This is a genomic window from Cobetia sp. D5 (assembly GCF_035666195.1).
Classification (GTDB): Bacteria; Pseudomonadota; Gammaproteobacteria; order Pseudomonadales; family Halomonadaceae; genus Cobetia; species Cobetia amphilecti.
In genome coordinates this window covers 3,139,969-3,163,970 of the sequence record NZ_CP142020.1, presented here as the reverse complement: position 1 = coordinate 3,163,970, position 24,002 = coordinate 3,139,969, and the positions used below count along the sequence as shown (strand labels likewise).

The window sequence follows — 24,002 nt, the reverse complement described above, 5'->3', positions numbered from 1 at the left end:
TTAGACTAAGGCCACTTTTTCCACGACCCGCTTGAGCAGGGCTGAGGCAGTAGTCCAGCCGATGTGTGAGCTACCTTTTACCTTGTCCTGGTGCTTTCGAGGCGCCATGCAGGTCACGACTGTCACTGATCAGGAACAACGCATACATGGCCAACATTCGCATACTGCCACTGGTGCTGGCGATGGGTTTTGCGACCCAGGCTCAGGCTGCCAATCTGCTCGACATCACGCGTGATGCATTGACCCACAACGCCAGCCTGTCCTCCTCTCGCTCGCTCTATCAGAGCGTCGAGGACAATGAGCGTATCGAGCTTGCTGACCTGCTGCCCCAGATCACTGCCACGGGGACCGTGTCGCGTACCGATGTCACCGGCAATTCCCAGAGCGGCACCGAAGGCGATTACACCGACAGCAATATCGTGGTCAACGTCAACCAGCAGCTGTTCGATGCTGCCGACTGGTATGAGCTCGCGACCAGCAAGGACACCACCCGTCAGCAGAAACTGCTGCTGGATTCCGATCAGCAGCAGCTGCTCTATGATGTGGCGTCTGCCTATTTCACCATCCTGAACAATCGTGATGTGCTCGATGCGCGCATCGCCCAGGAAAAGGCCTTCTCCCGCCAGCTGGACCAGGCCAATCAGCAGTTCGAGGTCGGTCTGATCGCGATCACGGATGTACAGGAAGCCAAGGCATCATTCGATGACGCGCGTGCCCAGCGCATCGCGGCCGAAGCCGATCTGCAGGTCAGCTTCGAGGCCCTGCAGCAGCTGACGGGCCAGCAGTACGATTCCATCGATGGTCTGGAAGAAGATCTGGCGATCGAAGCGCCGGTGCCGGCCAGCCGCGACAAGTGGGTCGAGATGGCATTGTCCAACAACCCGCTGATCGGTGCTGCCCAGAAGGGTGTCGATGTCGCCAGAGGCGATGTGAAGACCTCCCGCGCAGGCCACCTGCCGGAAGTCGGCGCCTTCGCGACCTACTCCTACGATGAAACCGACATCGATACTGCCGGGGGGTATCAGGAATACAACCAGATCGGTATCCAGGCCTCCCTGCCGATCTATACCGGTGGCCGCACCTCCGCCCAGGTACGTCAGAGCACCCATCTGCTCGAGCAGAGCCAGTACGACCTGCTCGATCAGCAGCGCTCCACTACCCAGAGCGTGCGCTCGCTCTACAGCCAGGTGCGCAGCGACGTCCTGACCGTCAAGGCGCGCAAGCAGGCGATCGTCTCCAGCCGCAGCGCACTGGAAGCGACTCGCTCCGGTTATGAAGTCGGCACCCGTAACATCGTCGATGTGCTGGACGCCGAGCAGGCCCTGTATCAGGCGCTGGCGGACTACGCCTCTTCGCGTTACACCTATGTGCTCGACCTGCTCAACCTGCGTCAGGCGGCAGGTATCATCGATATCAACAGCGTGCGTGACCTCAACGAGAGCCTCAAGGCAGATCGTCAGGTGTCCCTGGTGCTGAATGATGAGAGCTCCGACGAGCTGGAAAACGTGACGCCCTGATCGTCCCGCGCTGGCTTACGCCACGTGCTGCATGCACCCCCGCAGGCTCTGCCTGCGGGGGTGCATGCGTTTTGGGGCATGCGTTTGAGGGCATCAGTTGGTCAGGTCACTGATCGTCAGGCATGTGTTCATCAGGCAAGTGATGGCCAGACAGGAGGTGCCGAAAAAGCAGCGCGCAAGGGCAGCGCGGCCTCGAGGCAGGCAGTTTCGTGGTGGTATTGGTCGAAAATCCTGCATGTGTTTTAAAAGGCAGTGGTTTCTATCGGTGATTTGGGGAAAGTTTGGTGTTTTTCAGCGTGACCTGACGGCGATGATGGAAAATAATTGAGGGGCTTGCTCTGCTGTCTGTCATTTTCACCGATCACCCTGGAGTCCCCTCATGTCCCGCCCACTGCGCGCTGATATTGATCTCGATGCACTGCGTCACAACTATCAGCTGGCCTGCGAGCTGGCGCCGCATTCGCGCGCCCTGGCCGTGATCAAGGCGGACGCCTACGGGCATGGTGCGGTGGCGTGCGCGCAGGCACTGGCGGACCTCGCCCCCGCCTTTGCGGTGGCCACGATAGAGGAGGCGCTGGCGCTGCGGGCGGGCGGCATCTCTCATCCGATCGTGCTGCTTGAGGGGGTGTTCGAGGCCGCGGAGTATGCCTTGGCGGCCGAGCATGACTTCTGGTGCGCCATCCACAGCGAATGGCAGTTGGCGGCCCTCGAACAGAGTGAGCTTGCGCAGCCCTTGTCCTGCTGGATCAAGTTCGACTCAGGCATGCATCGTCTCGGCTTCACGGTCGAGCAGGTGCTGGACGCCAAGGCGCGCCTCGAGGCGTGTGGCAAGGCGCGTGACCTGCACCTGATGACGCACTTCGCCAGCGCTGACAGCCTGACACCAGACTACTTCCAGCAGCAGATGGCGGCGGTGACGGCCTTGGCGGCCGAGGCAGAGCTGCCGCTGTGTCTGGCCAACTCTCCGGCGACGCTTGCCTGGCCAGAGACGCATGCGGCCTGGAACCGCCCGGGAATCATGCTCTACGGAGCAGACCCGCTGGAAGGCGCCAATGACGCCAGTCGGCGCCTGAAGCCGGTGATGACGCTGTCTTCGGCCATCATCGCCGTGCGTGAGATCGCCATCGGCGAGCCTGTAGGGTACTCGGGGCGCTTCGTGGCCACGCGTCCGACGCGTATCGGTGTCGTCGCCTGCGGTTATGGTGATGGCTATGATCGCCACGCCGTGGATGGTACGCCAGTGCTGGTGGATGGTCAGGAAACGGTGCTGGCCGGCAAGGTGTCGATGGACATGCTGACGGTGGATATCACGGACCTGCCCGAGGCGGGTGTCGGTTCTCGTGTGGTGCTGTGGGGCGAGGGGCTTGAGGTCAATCGCGTCGCCGCCAGCTGCGACACCATCAGCTATACACTGCTGACGGGGCTGCTGCCGCGCGTGCCCAGACACTATCATGGCGGCGTTGGCAGTGTGGCGGACGACAAGGGTGTTGCGCAGTTGGCCAGCGCTCAGCCGCTGGATACGCACGCCTGACCTGACGGCAAGGCTCGCGCGGTCTACAATGGCCGCCGTTGCCCGTCGAACGAGAGAGTCATGGCCAAGAAGAGCTATCCCGAGAGTTTTGCACACCCCCGCTACTGGCTGACCTGGCTGGGCATCGGTGCCATGAAGGCTTCGGCCTATCTGCCCTGGTGCGCCAAGTTGTGGCTGGGGCGTGGCCTTGGTGAGCTGGCATGGCGCTTCGGCAAGCGTCGTCGTCACATCACCGACACCAATCTCAAGCTGTGCTTTCCTGAGTGGAGTGAGGCGGAGCGCGCGCGTCAGGTGCGCAAGACCTTCCACGCCAACGGCATCGGTATCTTCGAGACGGCCACCGGCTGGTGTCGTGATCCTGAGCACATGCGTGATCGCGTGACCTTCAAGGGGCAGGAGCACATGGAGCGCGCCATGGCCCAGGGCAAGGGGGCGCTCATCGTGGGCATCCACTTCTCGACCCTGGATCTGGGCGGCGCACTGCACTCGCTGTTCTTCCCGGCCGATGTCGTCTATCGCCCCCACGACAACCCGCTGTTCGAGCGCTTCATGACCCGTGCGCGCAATGGCATCTTCGGCACCGCCATCGATCGTCACGACCTGCGGGGCGTGGTACGTCGCATCAAGAGCGGCCATGGCGTGTGGTATTCACCGGATCAGGACTTCGGCCGCGAGGTCAGCGTATTCGCGCCGTTCTTCGGCATCGATGCCGCCTCCATCAAGTTGACGGCCAAGATCGCCCGCATGACGGGCGCGCCGGTGATGCCCTTGATGTTCCATCGCAATCCGGACAATCGTACCTATACGCTGGAGTATCTGCCGGCGCTGGACAACTTCCCGAGTGGCGATGACGTCGCCGATGCCACGCGCATCAACGCCTTCATCGAAGGGGCGATCCGCAAGCATCCCGAGCAGTATCTGTGGCTGCACCGTCGCTTCAAGACACGTCCCGAGAAAACCGATCCGTCCCTGTACTGAGGTGAACCATGAGCAACGACATCTCTTCTCACGTCACCCTGGCCGAGGTGGAAGCGCGGTTGGCCGCTGGCGATACCTTCGTGCTCAATCAGGTCGCGGAATGGTGCCCGGATTGCACCCAGCGTCAGCGTCCGGCATTGCCTGCCTTCGAGGCGGCGCTTGCCCGTGGCGGTCTGCCACTGGTGACCCTGTGCGTGCAGCAGACCCGTGGGGTCTATCTCAGCGATGCTCATGCACAGCTGAGTGAGCGTATCGGCGGTGCGGGCTATCCACGCACCTTGCTGGTTCGCCACGGCCAGCCGGCGAGTCTCGACAGTGGATTGAACCGCGTCGAGGTGATGAGCGAGCCCGATCTCGTCGCCTACGCCGAGGCCTTGATCGCCGCGCTGTAGACCGACACCCCCGGCATCGATCTCCCGCTACTGTCAGGGAGATGACGCGAGTGATGCACAGCAAAGACCCCCGTTCGGCATCTCGCCGAACGGGGGTCTTTGCTGTGTAAAGCGGCACCCGACAAGCAACATCACCTGTCCGAGCTGCATGCGTGCGGTCAACCGAGTGCCGCCTATCGTGTGCCTATGACAAGACGTGCGGATGACGGAGCAGGCTTTCAACCCATCACAAGGGCTGAGGCAAATTCTTTTACTGAAGTGCGACATCATGTTGACAAAGCTTTAGTTTATTACCATCTTGGCAATAACGAGTCAGGTGGCAGACGCGCCTCCTGATCGCCGCTTTCAGTACCCTGGAGTGCGCCTGAGGCGTCATCCGTCAGGGGCTGACTCCGCCGCGACAATTCTCACATGACATAAGGAATTGACATGCTCAACTACGCCATCATCTTTCTGATCGTCGCTGTCATTGCCGCCGTACTGGGCTTCGGCGGCATCGCCGGCACCGCAGCGACCATCGCCAAGGTCCTGTTCGTGATCTTCCTGGTGCTGTTCCTGGTGTCCTTCTTCAAGAGCCGCCGCAAGCCGTAAGGCTCTGATTCCCTGCCACGAGTCAGACTGACGGCAACAGGCCGCAAGCCGTCATGTGATCGGATAGTACGATTCAGAAATGGTACGGCTCACAGACTGCAACGCCCGCGATGGTGATCGACCGTCGCGGGCGTTGCTCGTTCAGGCGCTGGCCTTTTCACCACTGAGGGCTGGGCAGGTTCAGACGATGGTGACCGGCCTGCAGGCCGTGTTCGATGAAGCGACGATCCACCTCGAATTCGGCCTGGGCGAGAATCGCCTCCACCACCTTGTCGGCATGCTGTTGCAGCAGCACCAGATGGCCGTATTGCGCGCCCATCAGCGACAGGGTCTTCAACAGCTCCAGCAGGGCCAGACAGATCGAGAGGTCATCACGGCCATAATGCAGAATCGGAGTGATGGAGCGGTAGAGGAGGCTTGCGAAGGACTCCATCTGCCAGCTGACGCGAACGGCCTTGTGATCATCCACGCAACAATTGCACAGCGGCACTGACATGCGCTCGCTGAGCAGCTCCGTCAGCTGGTGCATGCACAGCCGTGCCGTGCCGGGGTCATTGATGCCGGGCGACAGCGCCTTGATGGCGACTTCCATCAGCTGGGTCAGGCCGTGCTCGTGCAGGTCCTCGACGGACTCCCCATCCAGATAGCCAAGCGCGGCACGCAGGTTCTTGATCAACTCGGCCTGCTGTTCTTCATCGAGTTCTTCCCCAGCCGTCGCACCCTCTGGCAGGCCGTTGGGCCACTCGATGCGCATCAAGGGCATGCCGCTGACGATGAAGGCGCCCAGCGCGAAATCCAGATGCACCACCATGTCATGCTTGATGGCCAGCTGGCGCAGCGCCGAGAAGTCGACCTGCTGGATGTAGCCGCGCCGGCGTGCCCGCAGCAGTTGGCACTGGTCGTCGTCACGGCTGACCTCGCGCTCGCAGAAGCCATCGTCCCGATTGCGCTGACGCAGGCGCTCCAGCGAGAGGCGGGTGCGGCCGGACAGTCGCCGCGCGACGGCGTTGATCTGCACCGACTGCGAGACCTGATGGATGAAGTAGACGAACATCCCTAGGCAATTGACCATCATCAGCACGCCGAGATAGACCGCCAGCGAGCGCCACAGGGTCGGGGAGTCGCCCGTATTGGGCACCATCAGGTTGACCAGCAGGAACAGCAGGCTGCCCAGGTAGTGGCCGAGTACCAGCTGGTGGTGGCGCTCGGTCACCAGGCCCAGCAGCAGCTTGTGGGAGAACTGCGCGCCGGCCTGGGTGAGCACGCTCATCACCATGGTGAAACTGAAGACCATCAGCGAGATCAGGCCGCCGACCAACGCCGCCAGCAAGGTGCGCGGGGTGTCATGTTGCTTGAAGGTCAGTGCTTCGAAAAAGTCGCTATTGGGCAGCGAGGAAGGGTCCGGCAGCCCGGAGGGCATCACCGAGATCAGTCCCAGCAGGGTATAGACCATGGCCAGCATGCTGGGGAGATAGGCGATGCTGGTGGTCCAGGTTCGCAGCCACATGAGGGGTTGCTGTAGCCAGCGATTCATAGACGATTCCCGAGCGGATGGATTGGCAAGTTCCTGTTATGACGGCTCGCGCCGAGCACTGCAAGTCAGCGTGACGTGCTGGCAGGAGGGGGGCAGGAGGTGAGGAGGGGAGGAAAGAAGCAGAACAGGGCTGAACAAGGCGGACAGTGCGGGCAGAACCGAGCAGGGCAGACAAGAGCGGGCGGAACCGAACGAGGCGGACAGAGCGGGCAGACTGGAACGAACAGCAGGGCCCGATGGCAAGACGCCCCCACCGGTGACCGGTGAGGGCGTCTAGCGGCTTGCGTCGATCAGCGTGGCTGACCCCGCCGGCTCATCAGGCGTCGATACGCTTGTACTTCATGCGCTTGGGTGCATCGTTGCCGACACGCGCGTGATAGTCCGCTTCGTACTCGGTATAGCTGCCTTCGAAGAACACCACGTTGGAGTCACCCTCGTAGGCGAGGATGTGGGTCGCGATGCGATCCAGGAACCAGCGGTCGTGCGAGATGACCATCGCGCAGCCCGGGAAGGCCAGCAGGGCCTCTTCGAGGGCACGCAGGGTCTCGATGTCCAGGTCGTTGGACGGCTCATCCAGCAGCAGCACGTTGGCAGCCTGCTTCAGGGTCTGGGCCAGCTGCAGACGGCCACGCTCACCACCGGACAGATCAGACAGACGCTTCTGCTGGTCAGTGCCCTTGAAGTTGAAGCGGCCGACATAGGCGCGCGACGAGACTTCATGACCATTGATGTTGAGCATGTCCTGACCGCCGGAGACAGCTTCCCAGACGGTCTGATTGTCTTCCAGGCCATCACGCAGCTGCTCGACGTAGGCGACCTTGACGGTCTCGCCCAGCACGACTTCGCCGCTGTCCGGGGTGTCCTTGCCGGTCACCAGCTTGAACAGCGTGGACTTGCCCGCACCGTTGCCGCCGACGATACCGACGATGGCACCCTGTGGAATGGTGAAGGACAGATCATCGAACAGCAGCTTGTCGTCGAAACGCTTGGTGACGTTGTGCAGCTCGATGACCTTGTCGCCCAGGCGCGGTCCCGGCGGAATGTAGATCTCGTTGGTCTCGTTGCGCTTCTGGAAATCACCGGACTGCATTTCCTCGAAGCGGTTGAGACGCGCCTTGCTCTTGGCCTGACGGCCCTTGGGATTCTGACGAACCCACTCGAGCTCCTGCTGGATGGCCTTGTTGCGCGAGGCTTCCTGCTTGGCTTCCTGCTGCAGGCGAGCGTCCTTCTGCTCGAGCCACGAGGAATAGTTGCCTTCGAAGGGAATGCCCTGGCCACGGTCCAGCTCGAGAATCCAGCCGGCGACGTTGTCGAGGAAGTAGCGGTCGTGGGTGATGGCGACCACGGTGCCGGAGTAGTCGTGCAGGAAACGTTCCAGCCAGGCGACGGATTCGGCGTCCAGGTGGTTGGTCGGCTCGTCCAGCAGCAGCATGTCCGGGCTCGAGAGCAGCAGACGGCACAGTGCGACACGGCGGCGCTCACCCCCGGACAGCACGCCGACATTGGCATCCCACGGCGGCAGGCGCAGTGCTTCGGCGGCCACTTCCAGCTTGCGCTCGAGGTTGTGGGCGTCAGAGGCCTGGATCAGGTCTTCCAGCTTGGCCTGACGCGCGGCGAGGGCGTCGAAATCGGCGTCCGGCTCGGCGTAGGCGGCATAGACTTCATCAAGTTCGGTCTGGGCGTTCTTGATGTGAGCCAGGGATTCTTCCACGCACTCGCGCACGTTCTTGGAATCATCCAGTTCCGGCTCCTGGGGAAGGTAGCCGACATTCAGACCCGGCATGGGACGTGCTTCGCCGTTGTAGTCCTGATCGACGCCGGCCATGATGCGCAGCAGCGAGGACTTGCCCGAGCCGTTGAGACCGAGCACACCGATCTTGGCACCCGGGAAGAAGGACAGCGAGATGTCCTTGAGAATCTCGCGCTTCGGGGGAACGACCTTGCCCACCCGGTTCATGGTATAGACGTATTGCGCCATGGAATCCCAATTTGGTTGGAGAATGGAATGACGCGCAGATGATAGTGCCCGGCGTCACGCTTGGCCAGCCGGGCAGCCTGTGCCAGGCGAGCGCGGCGACTCACTGCATGACATTCCCTGTCCTGACGTCGACCCCTTCCATGGCCTGTCCGCTCCCTGGTATCCCTTCCCCTGCACGCCGCTGGTGGCAAGCTTACTCCTCTTCGCCCCAGTCACTGGCGTCGATCAGATCATCGTCGTCGGCTTCATCGTCCCAGCCTTCACGGATGGAGCGAGCCAGAGCGCGCTCCTCGAGCAGGGCTTCAAGACGTTGGCGGGAGTCATTGCGTTGTGGCTTGGCAGGTGAGCTGGAGGACGACAGCTCGAAGTCCACATCGGTGGGGCTGTCTTCGGCGAGTGCCGTGGCATCGATATCATCGAGGAATTGTTCACGGGCCATGGGCGGACCTCACGATCTTGGAACGACCTGCCCGATATCCAGCGCCTGGACTGGCCTGTGACACCGGGCACCGCCAGCGGCGATGCGCCGAAGGCTCTCTGGCTATATACCGCCCGTTGACGAGGATGACAAGCCTTTCGCTCAACCTGTCAGGGCTTTCGCCAACTGCCAAAGGCGAGAGGCCCACAACGACAACGCCCACCGGTGGGGTGGGCGTTGATGGTGCAATGCGGCACTGATTTTCAGTGACTGTTCTTCAGTGACCGTTCTTCACTCAGCGGCCTTGAGCGTCCGGCGCTCAGTTGGACTCGCTGGGATGCTCCGCGCGCAGGCGTTCCAGCTCTTCCTTGGCGGTCATCAGGCCGGTGACATCCTTCTGGACACCAACGAAATACTGCAGGTTGTCATGCTCATCGAAGACCGGTGTCATGGAAAGTTCATTCCAGAACAGGCTGCCATCCTTGCGATAGTTGCGCAGTATCTCGCGGCACGGGCGCTTGTCGCGCAGCGCGGCACGGATGTTGTCCAGCTGCGGCTGATCGCGGTCATCATTCTGCAGGAAGCGGCAATCGCGGTAGAGAATCTCGTCGGCGCTGTAACCGGTGAGGCGCTCGAAGCCCTGATTCACGTAGATCAGGATGTTCTCATCGCCTTCCTGTTCCGCCACCACGATGCCATCGTCCGAGGCATTCACGACTCTCTCGAGCAGCTCGGGGCTGATCATGTGGGGTCTTTTCATCTGACTCTGATCCTTGCGGCTTAAGAACCCGGCCCTGAAGACCGAGCCCGAGAGTACGGGTATAGGGTGCCTGTCCGTGTGCCCGGACATTCCAGCACCATGATCGGTTTCACTATGGCGGGGAGACGCGGCTTATGCAATCGCAGCCGCTAATGTGACAGGGCCCGACATCGTTGTCAGGCCCTGTCAGCGTGAGAGTCGATCAGATAGAGAAGGGGGAGAAAGGGGAGTAACAGGGGGGCCGTCATGCCTGCCCCGGATGTTCATTCGTCCTCCACCTCCGGCAGGCGCTGCGCGCAGAGCGCGGCACAGGCCGCGACGACCGCCAGAATCATCAGCAACCATTCACTGCCCAGCCACTGGGCGAGCCCGCCGATCAACAACCCCAGTACCAGCATAAGCACGCCGGTCAGGGTGTTGGAGAGCGCGACGTAGAGGGCGCGGTTGTCAGAGGTGGCGAGATCGACCACGTAGGTCTTGCGTCCCAGGCGGATACCGGCGTGGGCGATCACCAGCAGCCCGTAGACCAGCGCGTAGCTCCAGATGTTGTCGGCCAGCGCCTGTGGCCACCAGGCCATGCTGCCGGCCAGGGCGCAGCAGACGGCAGCGCCGGCCCCTGCGTTGCGCATCACGCGGCGGCTGGAGGTGTCGGCCAGCCTGCCCCAGATGGGGCTGGCCAGCATGCCGGCCAGTCCTGACACCACCACCAGCACGCCCAGTCCGCCCAGGCTCTCACCGCTCTGCTGCTGGCCGAGCAAGGCGATATACGGTAGTGCCAGCGCGCTTGAGAGCAGCAGGGCGCGTGCCAGATTGAAGTTGCGGAAGGCGGCGTCATGCTTGAGCTGGATGACCCCGTCGCGCACTGTCTCCCAGGCATTGGCGCCGCCGCTGGTGGCACCGCTGTCCTCGCGGATCATGGCGGCGCACAGGGCATTGAGTGTCCAGCCCAGCGCCGCGATGGCCATCAGTATCGCCAGCACCTGCTGCCCGGGCTGCTCGCCCAGCAGCATCAAGGCGACGCCGGCCAGCAGGGTCATCGCCCCCGCCACACTGCCACTCCAGCCCATCAGGCGCCCGCGGCGCTTCTTGGCGATGGTCTTGCCCAGCACGTCCTTGGTGGCGATGGAGGCCACCCCGCGCCCGAGCGACAGCAGGATCAACAGGATCAGTACCAGGCTGCCCGCGAGGGTGCCATCGAGTCCGTGACGCGTGGCGAAGTTGCCCTCGGCAAGCAGGCTGATCATCACCAGCCCCAGTGCCATCAGCGCCTGGATGGAGGCCCCGGCGACCCACACCCACTTGCGTTGCGGCAGTGGGCGAATGAAGCCTGCCACCAGCAGCTGAGGCAGCAGGGCGCCGGCCTCGCGAATCGGCACCAGCAGCCCCACCATCCACACCGGCGCCCCGATCAACCCCAATAGCCACGGCAGCACCAGCCGCGCACTGGCCATCTCGTCGGCCAGTTTGGTACCCAGCGAGGCCAGCAGATGACGCCAGAAATTGCCGGGTTGCTGGTGGCAGGCATCCTCGGAGATGTCCTTGCACATGCGCGAATCTTCATCGCCGGTCATGCGCTCGAAGAAGCGACTCTGACCGCTGCCCGACGGCCTCTCGTGGGCTTTGTCTGCAGACTCCCGCTCAGCCTCGCGGTCTTGAGCGTCTGACGGTGAGGAGGCCTCGGTAGAGGAAGACAGGGGTGACATGTGGCCAGGGCTCCGCTATCGGCGTCGTGTACGGGAAGTCGTGATGCAGATCACGCCCGTGCCGCCGGTTGAAGAAGGATCGATCGCAGTGCGACGTCAACTGAAGGAATGACTGCGCCGAGTATAGTTTATGTACAGTTTGTGTGTAGGTTTTTGGTGTTGACCATTGCGCGACAGTGCAGTGAAGTGATCATTACATCATTGATTGGAGTAGGCACCACCATGGATCAGGCATCCACGCTGAAAGTCCGAATTCACTACTGCACCGGCTGCAACTGGCTGTTGCGTGCGGCCTGGTATGCACAGGAACTGCTGTCCACCTTCGGAGAAGACCTCGGTGAGGTGGCCTTGGCGCCGAGTCACGGGGGCCATTTCGAGGTGCTGTGCCAGGCCACCCCAGATTCGGAGTGGCTGGTACTGTGGGAGCGCAAGCGCGACGGCGGCTTCCCCGACAGTCGTGACCTCAAGCAGCGCGTGCGTGATGTGCTCGACCCTGAGCGCGATCTGGGCCATATCGACCGCGCCAGTCGTGAGCAGGGCTCGTAAGCAGCGCTTGTAAGCAGTGCTTGTAAGCAGTGCTTGCAAGCAGCTCCGCTACGCCATGGGCGCGTTCACCACCACTTCTTGCGCTTGAGTAGCCACATCTGCATCGCCACCACGCCCAGCGTGATGCCGACGAAGGCAGCGAAGCCCCACTGGCTGTCGCTGCCCGGTATGCCACCGACGTTGACCCCCAGCAGGCCGGTGAGAAAGCCCAGCGGCAGGAAGACGGCGGTGATGACCGACAACAGATACATACGCTGGTTGAGCTGCTCGTTGTGCTCGCTCATGCGCTGTTCATGGATGATCAGCGCGCGCTCCTGCATGGCCTGGAAATCCTCCACGTAGCGCGACAGCTGGTTGGCGATCTCGCGCAGGTCCAGACGCGCCTGTTCATCGATCCACAACGGCCCCTGGGAGAGTTGTGCCAGACAGTCGCGCTGCGGCCCCATGAAGCGTCGCAGGGTGATCAGGGGGCGCCGCAGGCGGGTAATGTCATCGGGGTCGATCTCGACATCATTGAGCTGGTCTTCCTCGATGATGGCGAGCTGCTCATCGAGGCGATGGCTGAGCTCCGCCACGCGATCGACCAGCGCATCGCTGAGCATCGCCAGCAGCCAGGAGATGCTTTCCGCGCCCTGGCCGGCTTCCAGTTGCTCACGCACCTGAGTGATCGACTGGAATGGCCGGCGGCGCAGGGTGATCAGACGGGTCGGGCTCATCCACAGGCGCAGTGACAGCAGGTCCTCCGGCGCGGCGCCGGGATTGAGGTTGATGCCGCGCAGCGTGGTGACCATGCCGCCGCCGAAGCGCGCTACGCGCGGGCGGGTATCCAGCTCGGTCAGGGCCTCGATGCTCGGCTCATCCAGCTGGGCAAGGTCGTCCAGGTAGTCATTGACGTCGCCGCGGGTGTAATCGAGGTGCATCCAGATCAGCGCGTCGGGGTCCTGCCATTGCTCGCGCAGGCTGTCGTCATCGAGCAGGCTGGCGCCGCCCTTGCCATCCAGGCGATAGGCGCTGACCAGTGCCGTGGTCGGGGCATCTCCCGCAGAGGGCGCGGGTGCCGGCGAGGCTTGCGGATCGGTGGCATCAGTCATTCACGAAATTCCTTTTTGGTGGCGCGGCTTGCAGCAGCGGGCAGGGCACGCGATGCTCGAATGTCAGGCCGTGGGCATTGTCGGTGCCATCGCCATGACACTCATCGCCAGGAAGGCGATACCCGAAATGCGAGGAAGGATGCCATGAGTCAGGATAGGGAAGCCATGCTCTACGGTCTGGGCGCCGTGGCCTTGTGGTCGACGGTGGCGACCGCCTTCAAGCTGGCGCTTGAGCAGATGTCGCCGCTGGAGCTGGTATGGCTGGCGGCACTGGTGTCGTGGCTGTTGATCGGCGTGCTGATGTGGCGTCAGGGCAAGCTGCGCGAAGCGCTCACCACCGGCTGGCGCGGCGGCTGGCGTACGGCACTCTGGGCCGGACTGATGAATCCGGTCGGCTACTATCTGGTGCTGTTCGGCGCCTACGCGCGGCTGCCGGGCCAGGAGGCGATGGCGCTCAATTACACCTGGGCGCTGGCGATGGCCTTTCTCGCCGTGCCGATCCTCGCGCAGCGACTGACGCGCATCGATGTCGCGGCGGGGCTGATCGCCTACGCCGGTGTGTGGACCATCGCCACGCGAGGCGAGATATTCAATGTCGCCTTCGCCGACCCGCTGGGCGTCGGGCTGGCGCTGGGCTCGACCCTGCTGTGGGCGCTCTACTGGTTGCTCAATGCGCGTGACCCGCGCGCGCCGCTGGTCGCCCAGTGGCAGAACTTCAGCATCGCCTTGCCGGTGCTGACGCTGCTGGTGGCCTTCGGGCCGGGCTTCGGCAACTTCATCGGCGCAAGCGCCAACCCCCAGGCGCTGACGGCGGGCATCTATGTCGGCCTGTGCGAGATGGGTATCGCCTTCGTGCTCTGGCAGCTGGCGGTGCACAAGGTGTCGCGCACCGCCAAGGTCTCCAACCTGATCTTCCTGTCGCCGCCCATCTCATTGACGCTTCTGCACTTCATCGTCGGCGAGCCGATCCTGACCTCGACGCTGGCGGGGCTGGTGCTGATTCTGGCCGGACTCGGCCTGCAGCAGCTGCAGAAGGCGCCGGCGGAGCTGTCACAATCGACCTGAGCGAGCCGCGCCGTCAGCGCACCGCCCGCCACTCGCTCGTCAGTCGTCGGGCAGGATGAGGCGATCGGCATCCACCACGATCAGCGGGTCCGGGGTGCCGATCATCTTCTTGTCCTTGCCGGGGTAGTCGAGCTGACTGAGCACATGGCGCAGCGCGCCGATACGGGCCCGGCGCTTGTCGTCGGAGCGGATCAGCGTCCAGGGCGCATGATCGCTGTGCGTACGTGCGAACATCGCCTCGGCGGCATTGGTGTACTCATCCCATTTCTTCTGCGCCACGGCGTCCATCGGTGACAGCTTCCAGTGGGTCAGCGGGTCGGCGGCGCGCTTGGCGAAGCGGATCGATTGCTCCTCGCGGGACACCGAGAAGTACAGCTTGACCAGGTGCAGGCCATCCTCGACCCACAGGCGCTCCTGCTGGGGCACCTGCACCAGAAATCGTTCGACTTCTTCCGGCGTGGCGAAGCCCATCACCGCCTCGACCCCCGCGCGGTTGTACCAGCTGCGATCGAACAGCACGATTTCGCCACTGGTGGGGAAGCGCGAGACATAGCGCTGGAAATACCACTGGCCTTTTTCCGTCTCGTTGGGCTTGTCGAGGGCGACGATGCGCGCGAAACGCGGATTGAGATACTCCATGAAGCGCTTGATGGTGCCGCCCTTGCCGGCGGCGTCACGCCCCTCGAACACGATGGCCAGACGCCCGCCGCTGTCACGCAGCCAATGCTGCACCTTGAGCAGCTCGATCTGCAGCGCGCGCTTCTCGGCCTCATAGACCTTGCGCTTGAGGCGCTCGTCGTAGGGGTAGGCGTCACTGGAGACCGGCCCCAGCGTCATGCGCGGGGCATCGCCAGTGGCGTGCTTCTTGCTGGCCTTGCCCTTGGCGTCCTTGCGCTTGGCATCCCTGGCCTTCGAATGCGCCTTGCCGGCATCCGCCTTCCTGTTGTTGGATTTACTCATGGCAGTACTCCCTGTGAGGATGGGGCCTGGCCCCGACGACCGACGACCCGGGCTGATGACGTCAGCGCTGCAAGGCCTCATGGCCCAGATGGCCTGCCTGACAGGCACTGATCAGGCAGGCGCGGATTGTCATCTCGCGGCAAGGTAGGCGCATGCAAGCTGTCGTGACATGCGCCGCGCCTGATATTGATCACTCCGCTGACGCCGCTTGTTGCGCCAGTGGTGCGAGTGTCGGCCAGATGGTGTCGAGCAGCTGCGGTTGCGCCTTGGCGGTGGGGTGAATGCGGTCCTGCTGCATCAGCTTCTCGCTGGCTGGGGCCGTGGCGATGCCTTCGAGGATGAAGGGCACCAGCGGCACGGAATATTCGTCGGCCAGGTCCCGGTAGACCTGACGGAAGGCATCGGTGTAGGCCGGGCCGTAATTGGGCGGAATCTCGATGCCGAGCAGCACGGGCTGGGCATCGGCGTCCTCCACGGCCTCGATCATGCTGGCCAGATTGGCCTGCATGCGGGCGGGGGGCAGGCCACGCAGGCCGTCGTTGCCGCCCAGTTCGATCATCACCAGTGAAGGGTCGTGTCGCGCGAGCAGGGCCGGCAGACGGTTGAGGCCGCCTTCGGTCGTGTCGCCGCTGATGCTGGCATTGATGACCTCAGGCGCATCGCTGCCCAGGCTGTCCTCGAGGCGCTCGTCAAGCAGCGCGACCCAGCCCTGGCTGCTGTCGATGCCGTAGCCGGCCGAGATGGAGTCGCCGACCACCAGCCACGGGGCCGGCGCATCGGCCAGCGCCACCTGAGGCGTCAGCACGGCCACGAGGGCCAGTGCCGAACTGGCGAGGGCATTGCGCAGCCGCTTGAGTCCCGGCGTGTCGGGGGCTTTGCCACCGCGCGCCAGGCGCTGGGTGTCACGCCGATTCACTAGCCATTTCTGCATTCATCATCTCCATCATCTGCACACTATTCATACCCGTTTCGGGGTCTGGAGTTCGTGCCCACCCCGTTCTCTACCATAAGCGAGCAGACACGATGTCACATAACGCCTCCATTAACGACGCGACCCCTGCGTCGGATCAAACCTCGTCAGACGCGCAGGCCAGCGCAACGCCTGCGCCGGTGCTGGAAGTGAGCGGGCTGGCGCAGCGGGTGACCAGTGGCGAAGGGCGCCTGACCATCCTCGAGGACCTGGAGCTTGCCGTGCAGGCCGGAGAAAGCGTCGCCATCATCGGGGCCAGCGGTTCCGGCAAGTCGACGCTGCTGGGTCTGCTGGCGGGTCTGGACAGCCCGAGCGAGGGTGATATCCGCCTGTTCGGAAGCTCGCTTGCGGGGCTTGATGAGGATGGCCGTGCGGCGCTGCGCGCGGGGCAGGTCGGCTTCGTGTTCCAGAACTTCCAGCTGCTGCCGACGCTGACGGCGCTGGAGAACGTGCTGATGCCGCTGGAGCTGGCCCCGCAGGGCGATATCGAGGCGCAGGCGCGTGACTGGCTGACGCGGGTCGGGCTGGGAGAGCGACTCGATCACCTGCCGCGTCATCTGTCCGGCGGCGAGCAGCAGCGCGTGGCCATCGCGCGCGCCTTCGTCGCGGGGCCGGGGCTGGTGTTCGCCGATGAGCCGACCGGCAATCTGGATACCGCCACCGGCGAGCGCATCGCGGAGCTGCTGTTCACCCTCAACCGTGAGCGGGGTACCACGCTGATTCTGGTCACCCATGATTTGACGCTGGCCAGGCGCTGTGATCGCTGCCTGAATCTCGAGGCCGGCAAGCTGGTGGAGTGGAAGGATGAGGCGAGTGCGCCGGCCGTGGCGACGCCACAAGGAGGCGACGATGTCTGAGTCCCGGGTGTCTGACCGCGCGGCGACATCTTCCGCCAACGCGCAGCGCCCGCGTGGGGCGCGCCTGCCGCTGGCGCTGCGTGGCCTGCTGCGTGACCTGCGCGCCAGTGATGTGCGTGCGCTCTTTCTGGCGCTGATGCTGGCGGTCGCCGCGACCACCATGATCGGCTTCTTCCTGGACCGTCTCGACCGTGGGCTCAATCGCCAGGCGAGCCAGCTGCTCGGCGGGGACCTGGTGCTGGAGTCCAGCAACCCGCTCGACCCGCGTTTTGCCGAGGCCTTCCGCGCAGCGGGGCTTGAGATGTCGCCGCAGCTGGGCATGGTCTCGATGGCCTCGCACGGCGACAGCTTCGTGCTGTCGAGTCTCAAGGCGGTGTCGCCGGGCTATCCGCTCGCCGGCCGGGTGGAGCTGGAGTCGGATGCCACGGGCGAGGAGGCTCAGGCGCCAGGCACCAGTTCACGCGCGGAGATTCCGCCGCCGGGCGAGGCGTGGATCGTGCCGCGCCTGGCCATGGCGCTGTCGGCCGAGGTCGGCGATACCCTGACGGTCGGACGCAAGCAGCTCACCATCAGTGGCCTGATCACGCGTGAGCCTGATCAGCAGGGCGGCTTTTCCGAGTTCAGTCCGCGCCTGATGTTCAACATGGAAGATCTCGACGCCACCGGTCTGATCCAGCCCGGCTCGCGGATGGAATATCGCCTGCTGGCGGCGGGCGATCCGGCGGCGGTTCAGCAGGCGCGTGATGCCATCGCGCCGCTGCTGGCGAGTGCCGACAACGCCGAGGTGCGGCTCAAGGACGTGCGCGAAGACCGCCCGCGTCTGGGGCGCTCACTGGAGCGTGCCGACAAGTACCTGAGTCTGGCCGGGCTGGTGGCGGTGCTGCTGGCCGGGGTCGCGGTGGCGATGTCGACGCGCCGCTATGTGGAGCGGCATCTGGATAGCGCCGCACTGTGGCGCTGCTTCGGTGCCTCTCAGCGTCAACTGTCACGGCTGTTCGCGGCCCAGCTTGGCTGGTTGGCCCTGCTGGCGAGTACCGGGGGTGCGGTGCTGGGCCTGCTGGGGCAGATGGGGCTGGTGGCGCTGCTGGAGCGCTTCCTGCCGCTGGAGCTGCCCGCACCCGGGCCGCTGCCGCTGGCGTTAGGGATTCTGACGGCGCTGGCGGTACTGGTCGGCTTCGCCGGCCCGATGCTGCTGCGTCTGCGTCAGGTCAGTGCGCTCAAGGTGCTGCGGCGTGAACTGGCCCCGCTGCCTGCCTCGGCGTGGGTGGTGGTGGCGATCGCCAGTCTGGTGTTCGGCGCCCTGATGTGGCTTTACTCGGGTGACCTCATGCTGGCGGCCGGCCTGCTGGTCGGTGGCATCATCGCGCTGGGCCTGCTGATGGTTGTGGGGCAACTGCTGCTGTCGCTGATGCTCAAGGTGGTGGCGCGCATGCGCGGTCAGGGCGGCTGGAGCCGGCCGATTCGCCTCGCCGGCGGCATGCTGGCCAGGCGGCGCGGTGCCAGCCTCGGCCAGCTGGTCGCCTTTGCCGTGACCTTCGCGGCGATGGCGTTGATCGCGCTGGTACGCGGTGACCTGATCACCCGCTGGCAGGCGCAGATCCCGACCGATGCGCCCAATCACTTCGCGATCAATATCCAGCCCGGAGAGCAGCAGGCCTTCGGTGAGCAGCTGACCGCGATGGTGGATGAGCAGGCCGGTGACAGCCAGAGCGAGCTCTACCCGATGGTGCGTGGTCGTATCACGGCGCTCAAGGGCGAATCCCTGCTGGGACGCTCCCAGCAGCGCCTGCAGGCAGCCCAGTCGGATCAGCCGGCGGCAGGCGGCATGCAGGAAGGGCGCAGCGACGAGGGGGACGGTGAGCAGCAGGGCGTCCCGCAGCGTGAGCTGAACCTGACCTGGCATCGTGATCTGCCGGACCACAACCGCCTGTCGGCGGGCGAGTGGACGCCGATCAGTGACTTCGCCGATGCAGACAGCGAGGCGCGCAGTCGCCGCGCCGCCACTCAGGGTGTGCCGGTGTCGATGGAGGAGGAGCTTGCCGAGCGCATGGGGCTGGTCATCGGTGACAGCCTGTCGTTCACCATCGGCAGCGAGACCGTCAAGGCCCAGGTGGTCAATCTGCGCCATGTCGACTGGGACAGCTTCCTGCCCAACTTCTACGTCATCTTTCCGCCCGGCGCGCTCGAGAGCTTCGCCCACAGCTACATGACGGCGTTTCATCTCGAGGACGAGCGCAAGCTGGCGCCGCTGGTGCGCGACTACCCCAGCGTGTCGTTGATCAATATCGACGCCATCCTGACCCGTGTGCAGGAGCTGATCGCCCAGGTGTCGCGCGCGGTGGAGCTGATTCTGGGGCTGGTGCTGCTGGCGGGGGCCAGCGTGCTCTACGCGGCGCTGGTAGCCAGTCGTCCGGCACGTGAGCACGAAGGCGCGCTGTACAAGGTGTTCGGCGCCGGTCAGGGGCTGCTGGCCCGCCTGCAGGCCGCTGAGTTCGTGCTGCTCGGCCTGCTCAGTGGGCTGCTGGCGGCGATGCTCGCCGAAGGCGCGGCGGTCGGACTCTATTCCGGCTGGCTGGGGCTGCCGGTGGTGCTGCATCCGTGGCTGTGGGTGCTGCTGCCGCTGACGGGTGGCGTGCTGATCGGCGGGCTGGGCTTCTGGCTGTCGAGAGAAGTGAGGCGTCAGCCGCCGATGGCGGGGCTGCGCGCCCTGCAGTGAGCGCCATCAGGCCTCGTCATCGCAGCGCCGGATGATGGCACCTGACGACCTCAACCTGCGGCCTCATGATCGTTGTCTCGGTCATGGGGCCGTCTTGCGTTAACAATGATGCTGATTCATGTGAATCGGACCGCTGGCTGAGGTATCATGCTGGTCCTGATCTTACCCCCAGATGGCGAGCCGGCCGCGCCGGAATTCGCTGTCGTCATCACCCTTCAGGCGAGGACACCCGATGTTCACCCGTGACATGCAGATTGCCGGTTTTGATGATGCGCTCCTGAGCGCCATGGACGACGAAGTCGTTCGCCAGGAAGCTCACATCGAGCTGATCGCCTCCGAGAACTACGCCAGCCCCCGCGTCATCCAGGCGCAAGGCTCCCAGCTGACCAACAAGTACGCGGAAGGCTACCCGGGCAAGCGTTACTACGGCGGTTGCGAGTTCGTCGACAAGGTCGAGCAGCTGGCCATCGATCGTGCCTGCGAACTGTTCGGTGCCACCTACGCCAACGTTCAGCCGCACGCCGGTTCCCAGGCCAACAGTGCCGTCTTCCAGGCGCTGGTCTCGCCGGGTGACACCATTCTGGGCATGAGCCTGGACGCGGGGGGTCACCTGACTCACGGTGCACGTCCGAACTTCTCCGGCAAGCACTACAACGCCGTGCAGTACGGTCTGGGCGAGAACGGCCTGATCGACTACGCCGAAGTCGCGCGTCTGGCGCGTGAGCACAAGCCGAAGATGATCATCGCCGGCTTCTCCGCTTACTCCCAGATCATCGACTGGGCCGAGTTCCGCAAGATCGCCGACGAAGTGGGTGCCTACCTGCTGGTCGATATGGCCCACGTGGCCGGTCTGGTCGCCGCTGGCGTCTACCCGAGCCCGCTGCCCCACGCCCACGTCGTCACCACCACCACGCACAAGACCCTGCGCGGTCCGCGTGGCGGCCTGATCCTGTCCGCCGAAGGCAATGCCGACATCGAGAAGAAGCTGAACTCCGCTGTCTTCCCGGGCGGCCAGGGTGGTCCGCTGATGCACGTCATCGCGGCCAAGGCGGTCTGCTTCAAGGAAGCGATGGACCCGGCCTTCACCACTTACCAGAAGCAAGTGGTCAAGAACGCCAAGGCGATGGCGTCCGTGTTCCTGGAGCGCGGCTTCGAAGTCGTCTCCGGCGGCACCGAAGACCACCTGTTCCTGCTGTCTCTGGTCAAGCAGGGCCTGACCGGCAAGGACGCTGACGCTGCGCTGGGCCGTGCCCACATCACCGTCAACAAGAACGCCGTACCGGGTGACCCGCAGTCGCCGTTCGTCACCTCCGGTCTGCGTATCGGTACCCCGGCCGTCACCACGCGTGGCTTCCAGGAGCAGGAGTGTTTGGAACTGGCCGGCTGGATCTGCGATATCCTCGATGCGATGGTCGCCGGCGATTCCGCCGCTGCCGAAGCCGAGGTGCAGGCCAAGGTCTCCGCCGTCTGTGCACGTCTGCCGGTCTACGCCTGAGGCGTGACGAGGTGCCAGCCCGGCTGGCCCTCACCGTAGCAGTGCTGACAGAGGCGTAACGCTGTCATGCACCAGATAAGAAACGCCTGTCGCGCAAGCGGCAGGCGTTTTTTTGTGCCCGCACCACGGCCAGACGAGTCCGAGCGGTGTGGTGCGCAGCGGGGTGGGAGAGTGGTCAACCAGCGCTCAGAAAGATCAGCTGTGCCCGGGAGCGGACGCGCTACGCTATTCTCGATGCCGGACACACTCTGCTCATCTTCGTGCAAGGAGGCTTTCATGGCCGTCATGCAGCACCATGCCTTTCTGATCCTGGTCGAGAACAGCGGCAATACCTCACTGAGCAGTCAGGGCAGCGGCGAGGTCCGCATTTCCGTCGCCACGCTGGGGACGCTGAGGGCGGCCGAGCGGCTGGTCAGTGAGCTGGTCGCCCAGGGCGTCAGCCAGATCGAGCTGTCGGCCAGCTTCGGCGCGGCAGGCGAGGCAGCGCTGAGAACGGTGGTGGCAGACAGCGGTGCCGAGCGTACGGTGTCGATCGGCCGCGTGCGATTCACGGCCTGACGCCAGCACACGGGGGAATTGCCAGTACCTGAATAGCCCTTTCGCAACAGGGATTTGCGTAAAGGTGTGACCAAAGTCGGGTCCCACCCTTGGTCTAGGGTGTCTTGTTGGCATGTCTGACATGGGCTATTCCTTGACGGACAAGAGCGCGCCGCGATGCATCCCATGAAGGATGTGCGCGAGCTACAAATGACGCGCCACGCCATCAAGGAACGTTCGATCATGACCACGCCTCCCACGAGTGCCGCTGGCGGCAGCCCGCGCACCAATGCCTCTTCTTCAACGCCCGTATCCACAGCGTCTGCCTCAGCTGGAGACACCTCGACCGCGCGTGTCGATGTCGCCGAATGGCTGGCGCAGGCCATCTTCGAGAATCGCTACCCGCCGGGCAGCCTGATTCCTCGTGAGCTGGACCTGTGTGATCAGCACGCCCAGAGCCGCGCCACCGTGCGCACCGCGATCCAGAGCCTGGTCAATGCCGGGATTCTCACCCGCACCACCGGCCAGGGCACCCGCGTCAATCCGCTCAGCGAGTGGCATCTGCTCGATCCGCGCGTGACCGGCTGGATGACGCGCTACGCGATGCCGCATCCGCAGCTGGCGCGGGACATCTACGCCTTCCGTATCTCCATCGAACCCTTCGTCGCCGCTCTGGCAGCCACCGAGGCCACCGCCCAGGACCTGTCCGCCATCGAGCAGGCCTACGACGGCATGGCCGCAGCGGTGCATGGCGGCAGCGCCATGGAGGAGTTCGACCGCGCCGATATCGCCTTCCACGACGCCATCTTCGCCGCGACCCACAACGTCATCTGGGCGCAGCTTGGCCATGTGCTCAAGCCGTCGATCAGCCTGCTGGTGGCGACTTCCAATCACAATGCCTCGGAGCTGGGCGACAGCCTCGGCCGCCATCGCGCGGTGATGGAGGCGATTCGTCTGCGCCAGCCCGATGCCGCCCACGCCGCGACCCTGCATGTGCTGGACCGCACCGGTCAGGACCTCGGGCTTGCCATGCCTGCGGCCTCTGAAGGCAGCCATCCCGCCGGGCGCGCCCAGGAACCGCTGGAGCTGCTGCGCCGCTTCGGCCAGCTGCCCAGCCTGTCTGCACCGCTATCAAGCGAGTGAACGGCACCTCGCGGCGTTTCGCCACGCCGGGAAGTGCCTGCACGTCTTCCACTGACCCTAGAACGTCATAACAACAAGCCAGGAGTTTCACCATGCCGCGTTCCACTATCTCGCCGCTCACCACTACCTCGCCGCGCACCACTGCCGCTCCCGCCCGTGTCACGCTCAAGGCGCTGGCTCTGTCCACCGCCGTGGCCGCCACGCTGATCGCCACACCGAGCTGGGCCGCCGAGTATGAATGGACCTTCCAGACCTCCGAGACGGCCGGGGAGCCGCAGTTCGAGGTCAAGAAGGCCTGGGCCGACAGCATCAAGACCATGTCGGATGGCCGCATCGCCATCGAGATCCTGCCGGTCAATGCCGTGGTGCAGGCCAACCAGACGCTGGACGCCGTCAGCGCCGGCATCCTGCAGGGCCACCTGACCGATCCGTCCTACTTCTCGGGCCAGAATCCGGCCTTCGGCATGCTGGGCAATCTGGTGGGCGCCTGGGGTGACCCGCTGGAATATCTCGAGTACATGCAGCACGGCGGCGGTGAGGAGCTCTACAACGAGCTGGTCGAGCCCTACGGCGTGCACCTGATCGGCGCGGGCGCCACCGGGCTTGAGTCCTTCGTCTCCAAGAAGCCGGTACGCACCGTCGATGACCTCAAGGGCCTCAAGGTGCGTGCCCCGGAAGGCATGGTCTACAACATTTTCCAGAAAGCTGGCGCGGCGCCCGTCAACCTGCCGGGCTCCGAGGTCTACACCGGTCTGGAGAAGGGCGTGATCGACGCGGCGGATTACACCGTCTTCGCCACCAATGATGACCAGGGCCTGCACAGCTTCGCCAAGTACCCGTCCTACCCGGGCTTCCACTCCCTGCCGATGGTGGCGGTGTCGATGAACAAGGGCATCTGGGACGGCCTGCCGGCGGATCTCAAGGCGATCATGGAGAGCGCCACCGATGCGATGGCCTACGACATGGTCTTCACCCTCAAGGCGCGTGACATCAAGGCGGTGAGCGCGGCGCGTGCCAATCCGGATATTGAGGTGATCGACATGGCGCCGGAGGAGCGCGCCAAGTTCCGTCGCATCGCGCAGCAGGAGTGGAAGGTGTGGGCCGAGAAGAATGAGCTGACCGGCAAGGTCTACGAGTCCGTGGTCAGCTTCCTGACCGACCGCAACCTGATGTGAGCCCGCTGGCGCGCGGGATGGGCGCCAGCCGCCGTGTGGCAAGAG

21 protein-coding genes are annotated in these 24,002 nt (G+C 64.4%); 13 read left to right on the top strand and 8 right to left on the bottom strand.

What is annotated here, in order from left to right; genetic code table 11:
- The first annotated feature begins 146 nt into the window (after positions 1–146).
- The 5 genes from U0O11_RS13205 (at position 147) to U0O11_RS13185 (ending at position 5,009) form a co-directional block, all read left to right on the top strand.
- The gene (locus tag U0O11_RS13205; RefSeq protein ID WP_225347111.1) at positions 147–1,517 is read left to right on the top strand and encodes a TolC family outer membrane protein; all 1,371 of its coding nucleotides are present in this window, start codon (positions 147–149) and stop codon (positions 1,515–1,517) included.
- Positions 1,518–1,896: 379 nt separating this feature from the next.
- The gene (gene alr / locus U0O11_RS13200; RefSeq protein ID WP_225347110.1) at positions 1,897–3,048 is read left to right on the top strand and encodes an alanine racemase; all 1,152 of its coding nucleotides are present in this window, start codon (positions 1,897–1,899) and stop codon (positions 3,046–3,048) included.
- A gap of 60 nt (positions 3,049–3,108) precedes the next feature.
- Positions 3,109–4,026 carry an LpxL/LpxP family Kdo(2)-lipid IV(A) lauroyl/palmitoleoyl acyltransferase gene (gene lpxL, locus U0O11_RS13195; protein WP_107336203.1) on the top strand — a complete coding sequence of 306 codons (918 nt, stop codon included), beginning with the start codon at positions 3,109–3,111 and terminating at the stop codon, positions 4,024–4,026.
- Positions 4,027–4,034: 8 nt separating this feature from the next.
- Entirely contained in the window at positions 4,035–4,418 is a 384-nt protein-coding gene (locus U0O11_RS13190; RefSeq protein ID WP_225347108.1) for a TlpA family protein disulfide reductase, read from the top strand.
- A 429-nt stretch (positions 4,419–4,847) separates the two neighbouring features.
- On the top strand, positions 4,848–5,009 hold the full coding sequence (locus U0O11_RS13185; RefSeq protein WP_043331394.1) for a DUF1328 domain-containing protein: 162 nt from the start codon (positions 4,848–4,850) through the stop codon (positions 5,007–5,009).
- A gap of 157 nt (positions 5,010–5,166) precedes the next feature.
- On the opposite strand, the gene U0O11_RS13180 is transcribed toward U0O11_RS13185, so the two are convergent.
- From U0O11_RS13180 to U0O11_RS13160, 5 genes are all read right to left on the bottom strand, one after another.
- On the bottom strand, positions 5,167–6,516 hold the full coding sequence (locus U0O11_RS13180) for a DUF2254 domain-containing protein (protein ID WP_159055846.1): 1,350 nt from the start codon (positions 6,514–6,516) through the stop codon (positions 5,167–5,169).
- A 343-nt stretch (positions 6,517–6,859) separates the two neighbouring features.
- Positions 6,860–8,521 carry an energy-dependent translational throttle protein EttA gene (ettA, locus tag U0O11_RS13175; RefSeq protein ID WP_043331392.1) on the bottom strand — a complete coding sequence of 554 codons (1,662 nt, stop codon included), beginning with the start codon at positions 8,519–8,521 and terminating at the stop codon, positions 6,860–6,862.
- Between the two features lie 193 nt (positions 8,522–8,714).
- The gene (locus U0O11_RS13170) at positions 8,715–8,960 is read right to left on the bottom strand and encodes a PA3496 family putative envelope integrity protein (RefSeq protein WP_225347106.1); all 246 of its coding nucleotides are present in this window, start codon (positions 8,958–8,960) and stop codon (positions 8,715–8,717) included.
- A 298-nt stretch (positions 8,961–9,258) separates the two neighbouring features.
- Positions 9,259–9,699 carry a PAS sensor domain-containing protein gene (locus U0O11_RS13165; protein ID WP_043331389.1) on the bottom strand — a complete coding sequence of 147 codons (441 nt, stop codon included), beginning with the start codon at positions 9,697–9,699 and terminating at the stop codon, positions 9,259–9,261.
- 263 nt (positions 9,700–9,962) lie between these two features.
- Positions 9,963–11,270 (bottom strand): MFS transporter, encoded by a 1,308-nt coding sequence (locus U0O11_RS13160; protein ID WP_225348163.1) that lies wholly within the window; start codon positions 11,268–11,270, stop codon positions 9,963–9,965.
- A 354-nt stretch (positions 11,271–11,624) separates the two neighbouring features.
- Between U0O11_RS13160 and U0O11_RS13155 the strand changes: the two genes are divergently transcribed.
- On the top strand, positions 11,625–11,948 hold the full coding sequence (locus U0O11_RS13155; RefSeq protein ID WP_054555551.1) for a SelT/SelW/SelH family protein: 324 nt from the start codon (positions 11,625–11,627) through the stop codon (positions 11,946–11,948).
- 65 nt (positions 11,949–12,013) lie between these two features.
- Here the strand turns inward: U0O11_RS13155 and U0O11_RS13150 are convergent, their stop codons facing one another.
- A complete protein-coding gene (locus U0O11_RS13150) occupies positions 12,014–13,039 on the bottom strand; it encodes a zinc transporter ZntB (protein WP_225347105.1) in 1,026 nt (341 codons plus the stop codon).
- 144 nt (positions 13,040–13,183) lie between these two features.
- Here U0O11_RS13150 and U0O11_RS13145 point away from each other — a divergent pair, with 144 nt between their 5' ends.
- Entirely contained in the window at positions 13,184–14,104 is a 921-nt protein-coding gene (locus U0O11_RS13145; RefSeq protein ID WP_043331386.1) for a DMT family transporter, read from the top strand.
- 39 nt (positions 14,105–14,143) lie between these two features.
- Here U0O11_RS13145 and ppk2 read toward each other — a convergent pair whose 3' ends face one another.
- Together ppk2 and U0O11_RS13135 are read right to left on the bottom strand one after the other, a co-directional pair.
- Entirely contained in the window at positions 14,144–15,064 is a 921-nt protein-coding gene (ppk2, locus tag U0O11_RS13140) for a polyphosphate kinase 2 (RefSeq protein ID WP_225347104.1), read from the bottom strand.
- Between the two features lie 190 nt (positions 15,065–15,254).
- A complete protein-coding gene (locus U0O11_RS13135) occupies positions 15,255–15,995 on the bottom strand; it encodes an arylesterase (RefSeq protein ID WP_225347103.1) in 741 nt (246 codons plus the stop codon).
- Positions 15,996–16,087: 92 nt separating this feature from the next.
- On the opposite strand from U0O11_RS13135, the gene U0O11_RS13130 reads away from it, so the two are divergent.
- The 6 genes from U0O11_RS13130 to U0O11_RS13105 all read left to right on the top strand — a co-directional run bounded on the left by U0O11_RS13130 (position 16,088) and on the right by U0O11_RS13105 (position 23,957).
- Positions 16,088–16,891: an ABC transporter ATP-binding protein gene (locus U0O11_RS13130; protein WP_054555547.1), complete on the top strand. Its 804-nt coding sequence runs from the start codon at positions 16,088–16,090 to the stop codon at positions 16,889–16,891.
- Positions 16,884–19,607 carry an ABC transporter permease gene (locus tag U0O11_RS13125; protein WP_279835521.1) on the top strand — a complete coding sequence of 908 codons (2,724 nt, stop codon included), beginning with the start codon at positions 16,884–16,886 and terminating at the stop codon, positions 19,605–19,607. Before U0O11_RS13130 ends, U0O11_RS13125 begins: the two co-directional genes overlap by 8 nt.
- A gap of 232 nt (positions 19,608–19,839) precedes the next feature.
- Positions 19,840–21,102, top strand: a complete 1,263-nt coding sequence (glyA, locus tag U0O11_RS13120) for a serine hydroxymethyltransferase (protein ID WP_054555546.1) — start codon at positions 19,840–19,842, stop codon at positions 21,100–21,102.
- Between the two features lie 276 nt (positions 21,103–21,378).
- Positions 21,379–21,660: a DUF6506 family protein gene (locus U0O11_RS13115; RefSeq protein WP_153636358.1), complete on the top strand. Its 282-nt coding sequence runs from the start codon at positions 21,379–21,381 to the stop codon at positions 21,658–21,660.
- Positions 21,661–21,882: 222 nt separating this feature from the next.
- The gene (locus U0O11_RS13110; protein WP_153636357.1) at positions 21,883–22,782 is read left to right on the top strand and encodes a FadR/GntR family transcriptional regulator; all 900 of its coding nucleotides are present in this window, start codon (positions 21,883–21,885) and stop codon (positions 22,780–22,782) included.
- A 92-nt stretch (positions 22,783–22,874) separates the two neighbouring features.
- Complete coding sequence (locus U0O11_RS13105) at positions 22,875–23,957, top strand: TRAP transporter substrate-binding protein (RefSeq protein WP_153636356.1); 1,083 nt, start codon at positions 22,875–22,877, stop codon at positions 23,955–23,957.
- The last annotated feature ends 45 nt before the right edge of the window (positions 23,958–24,002 follow it).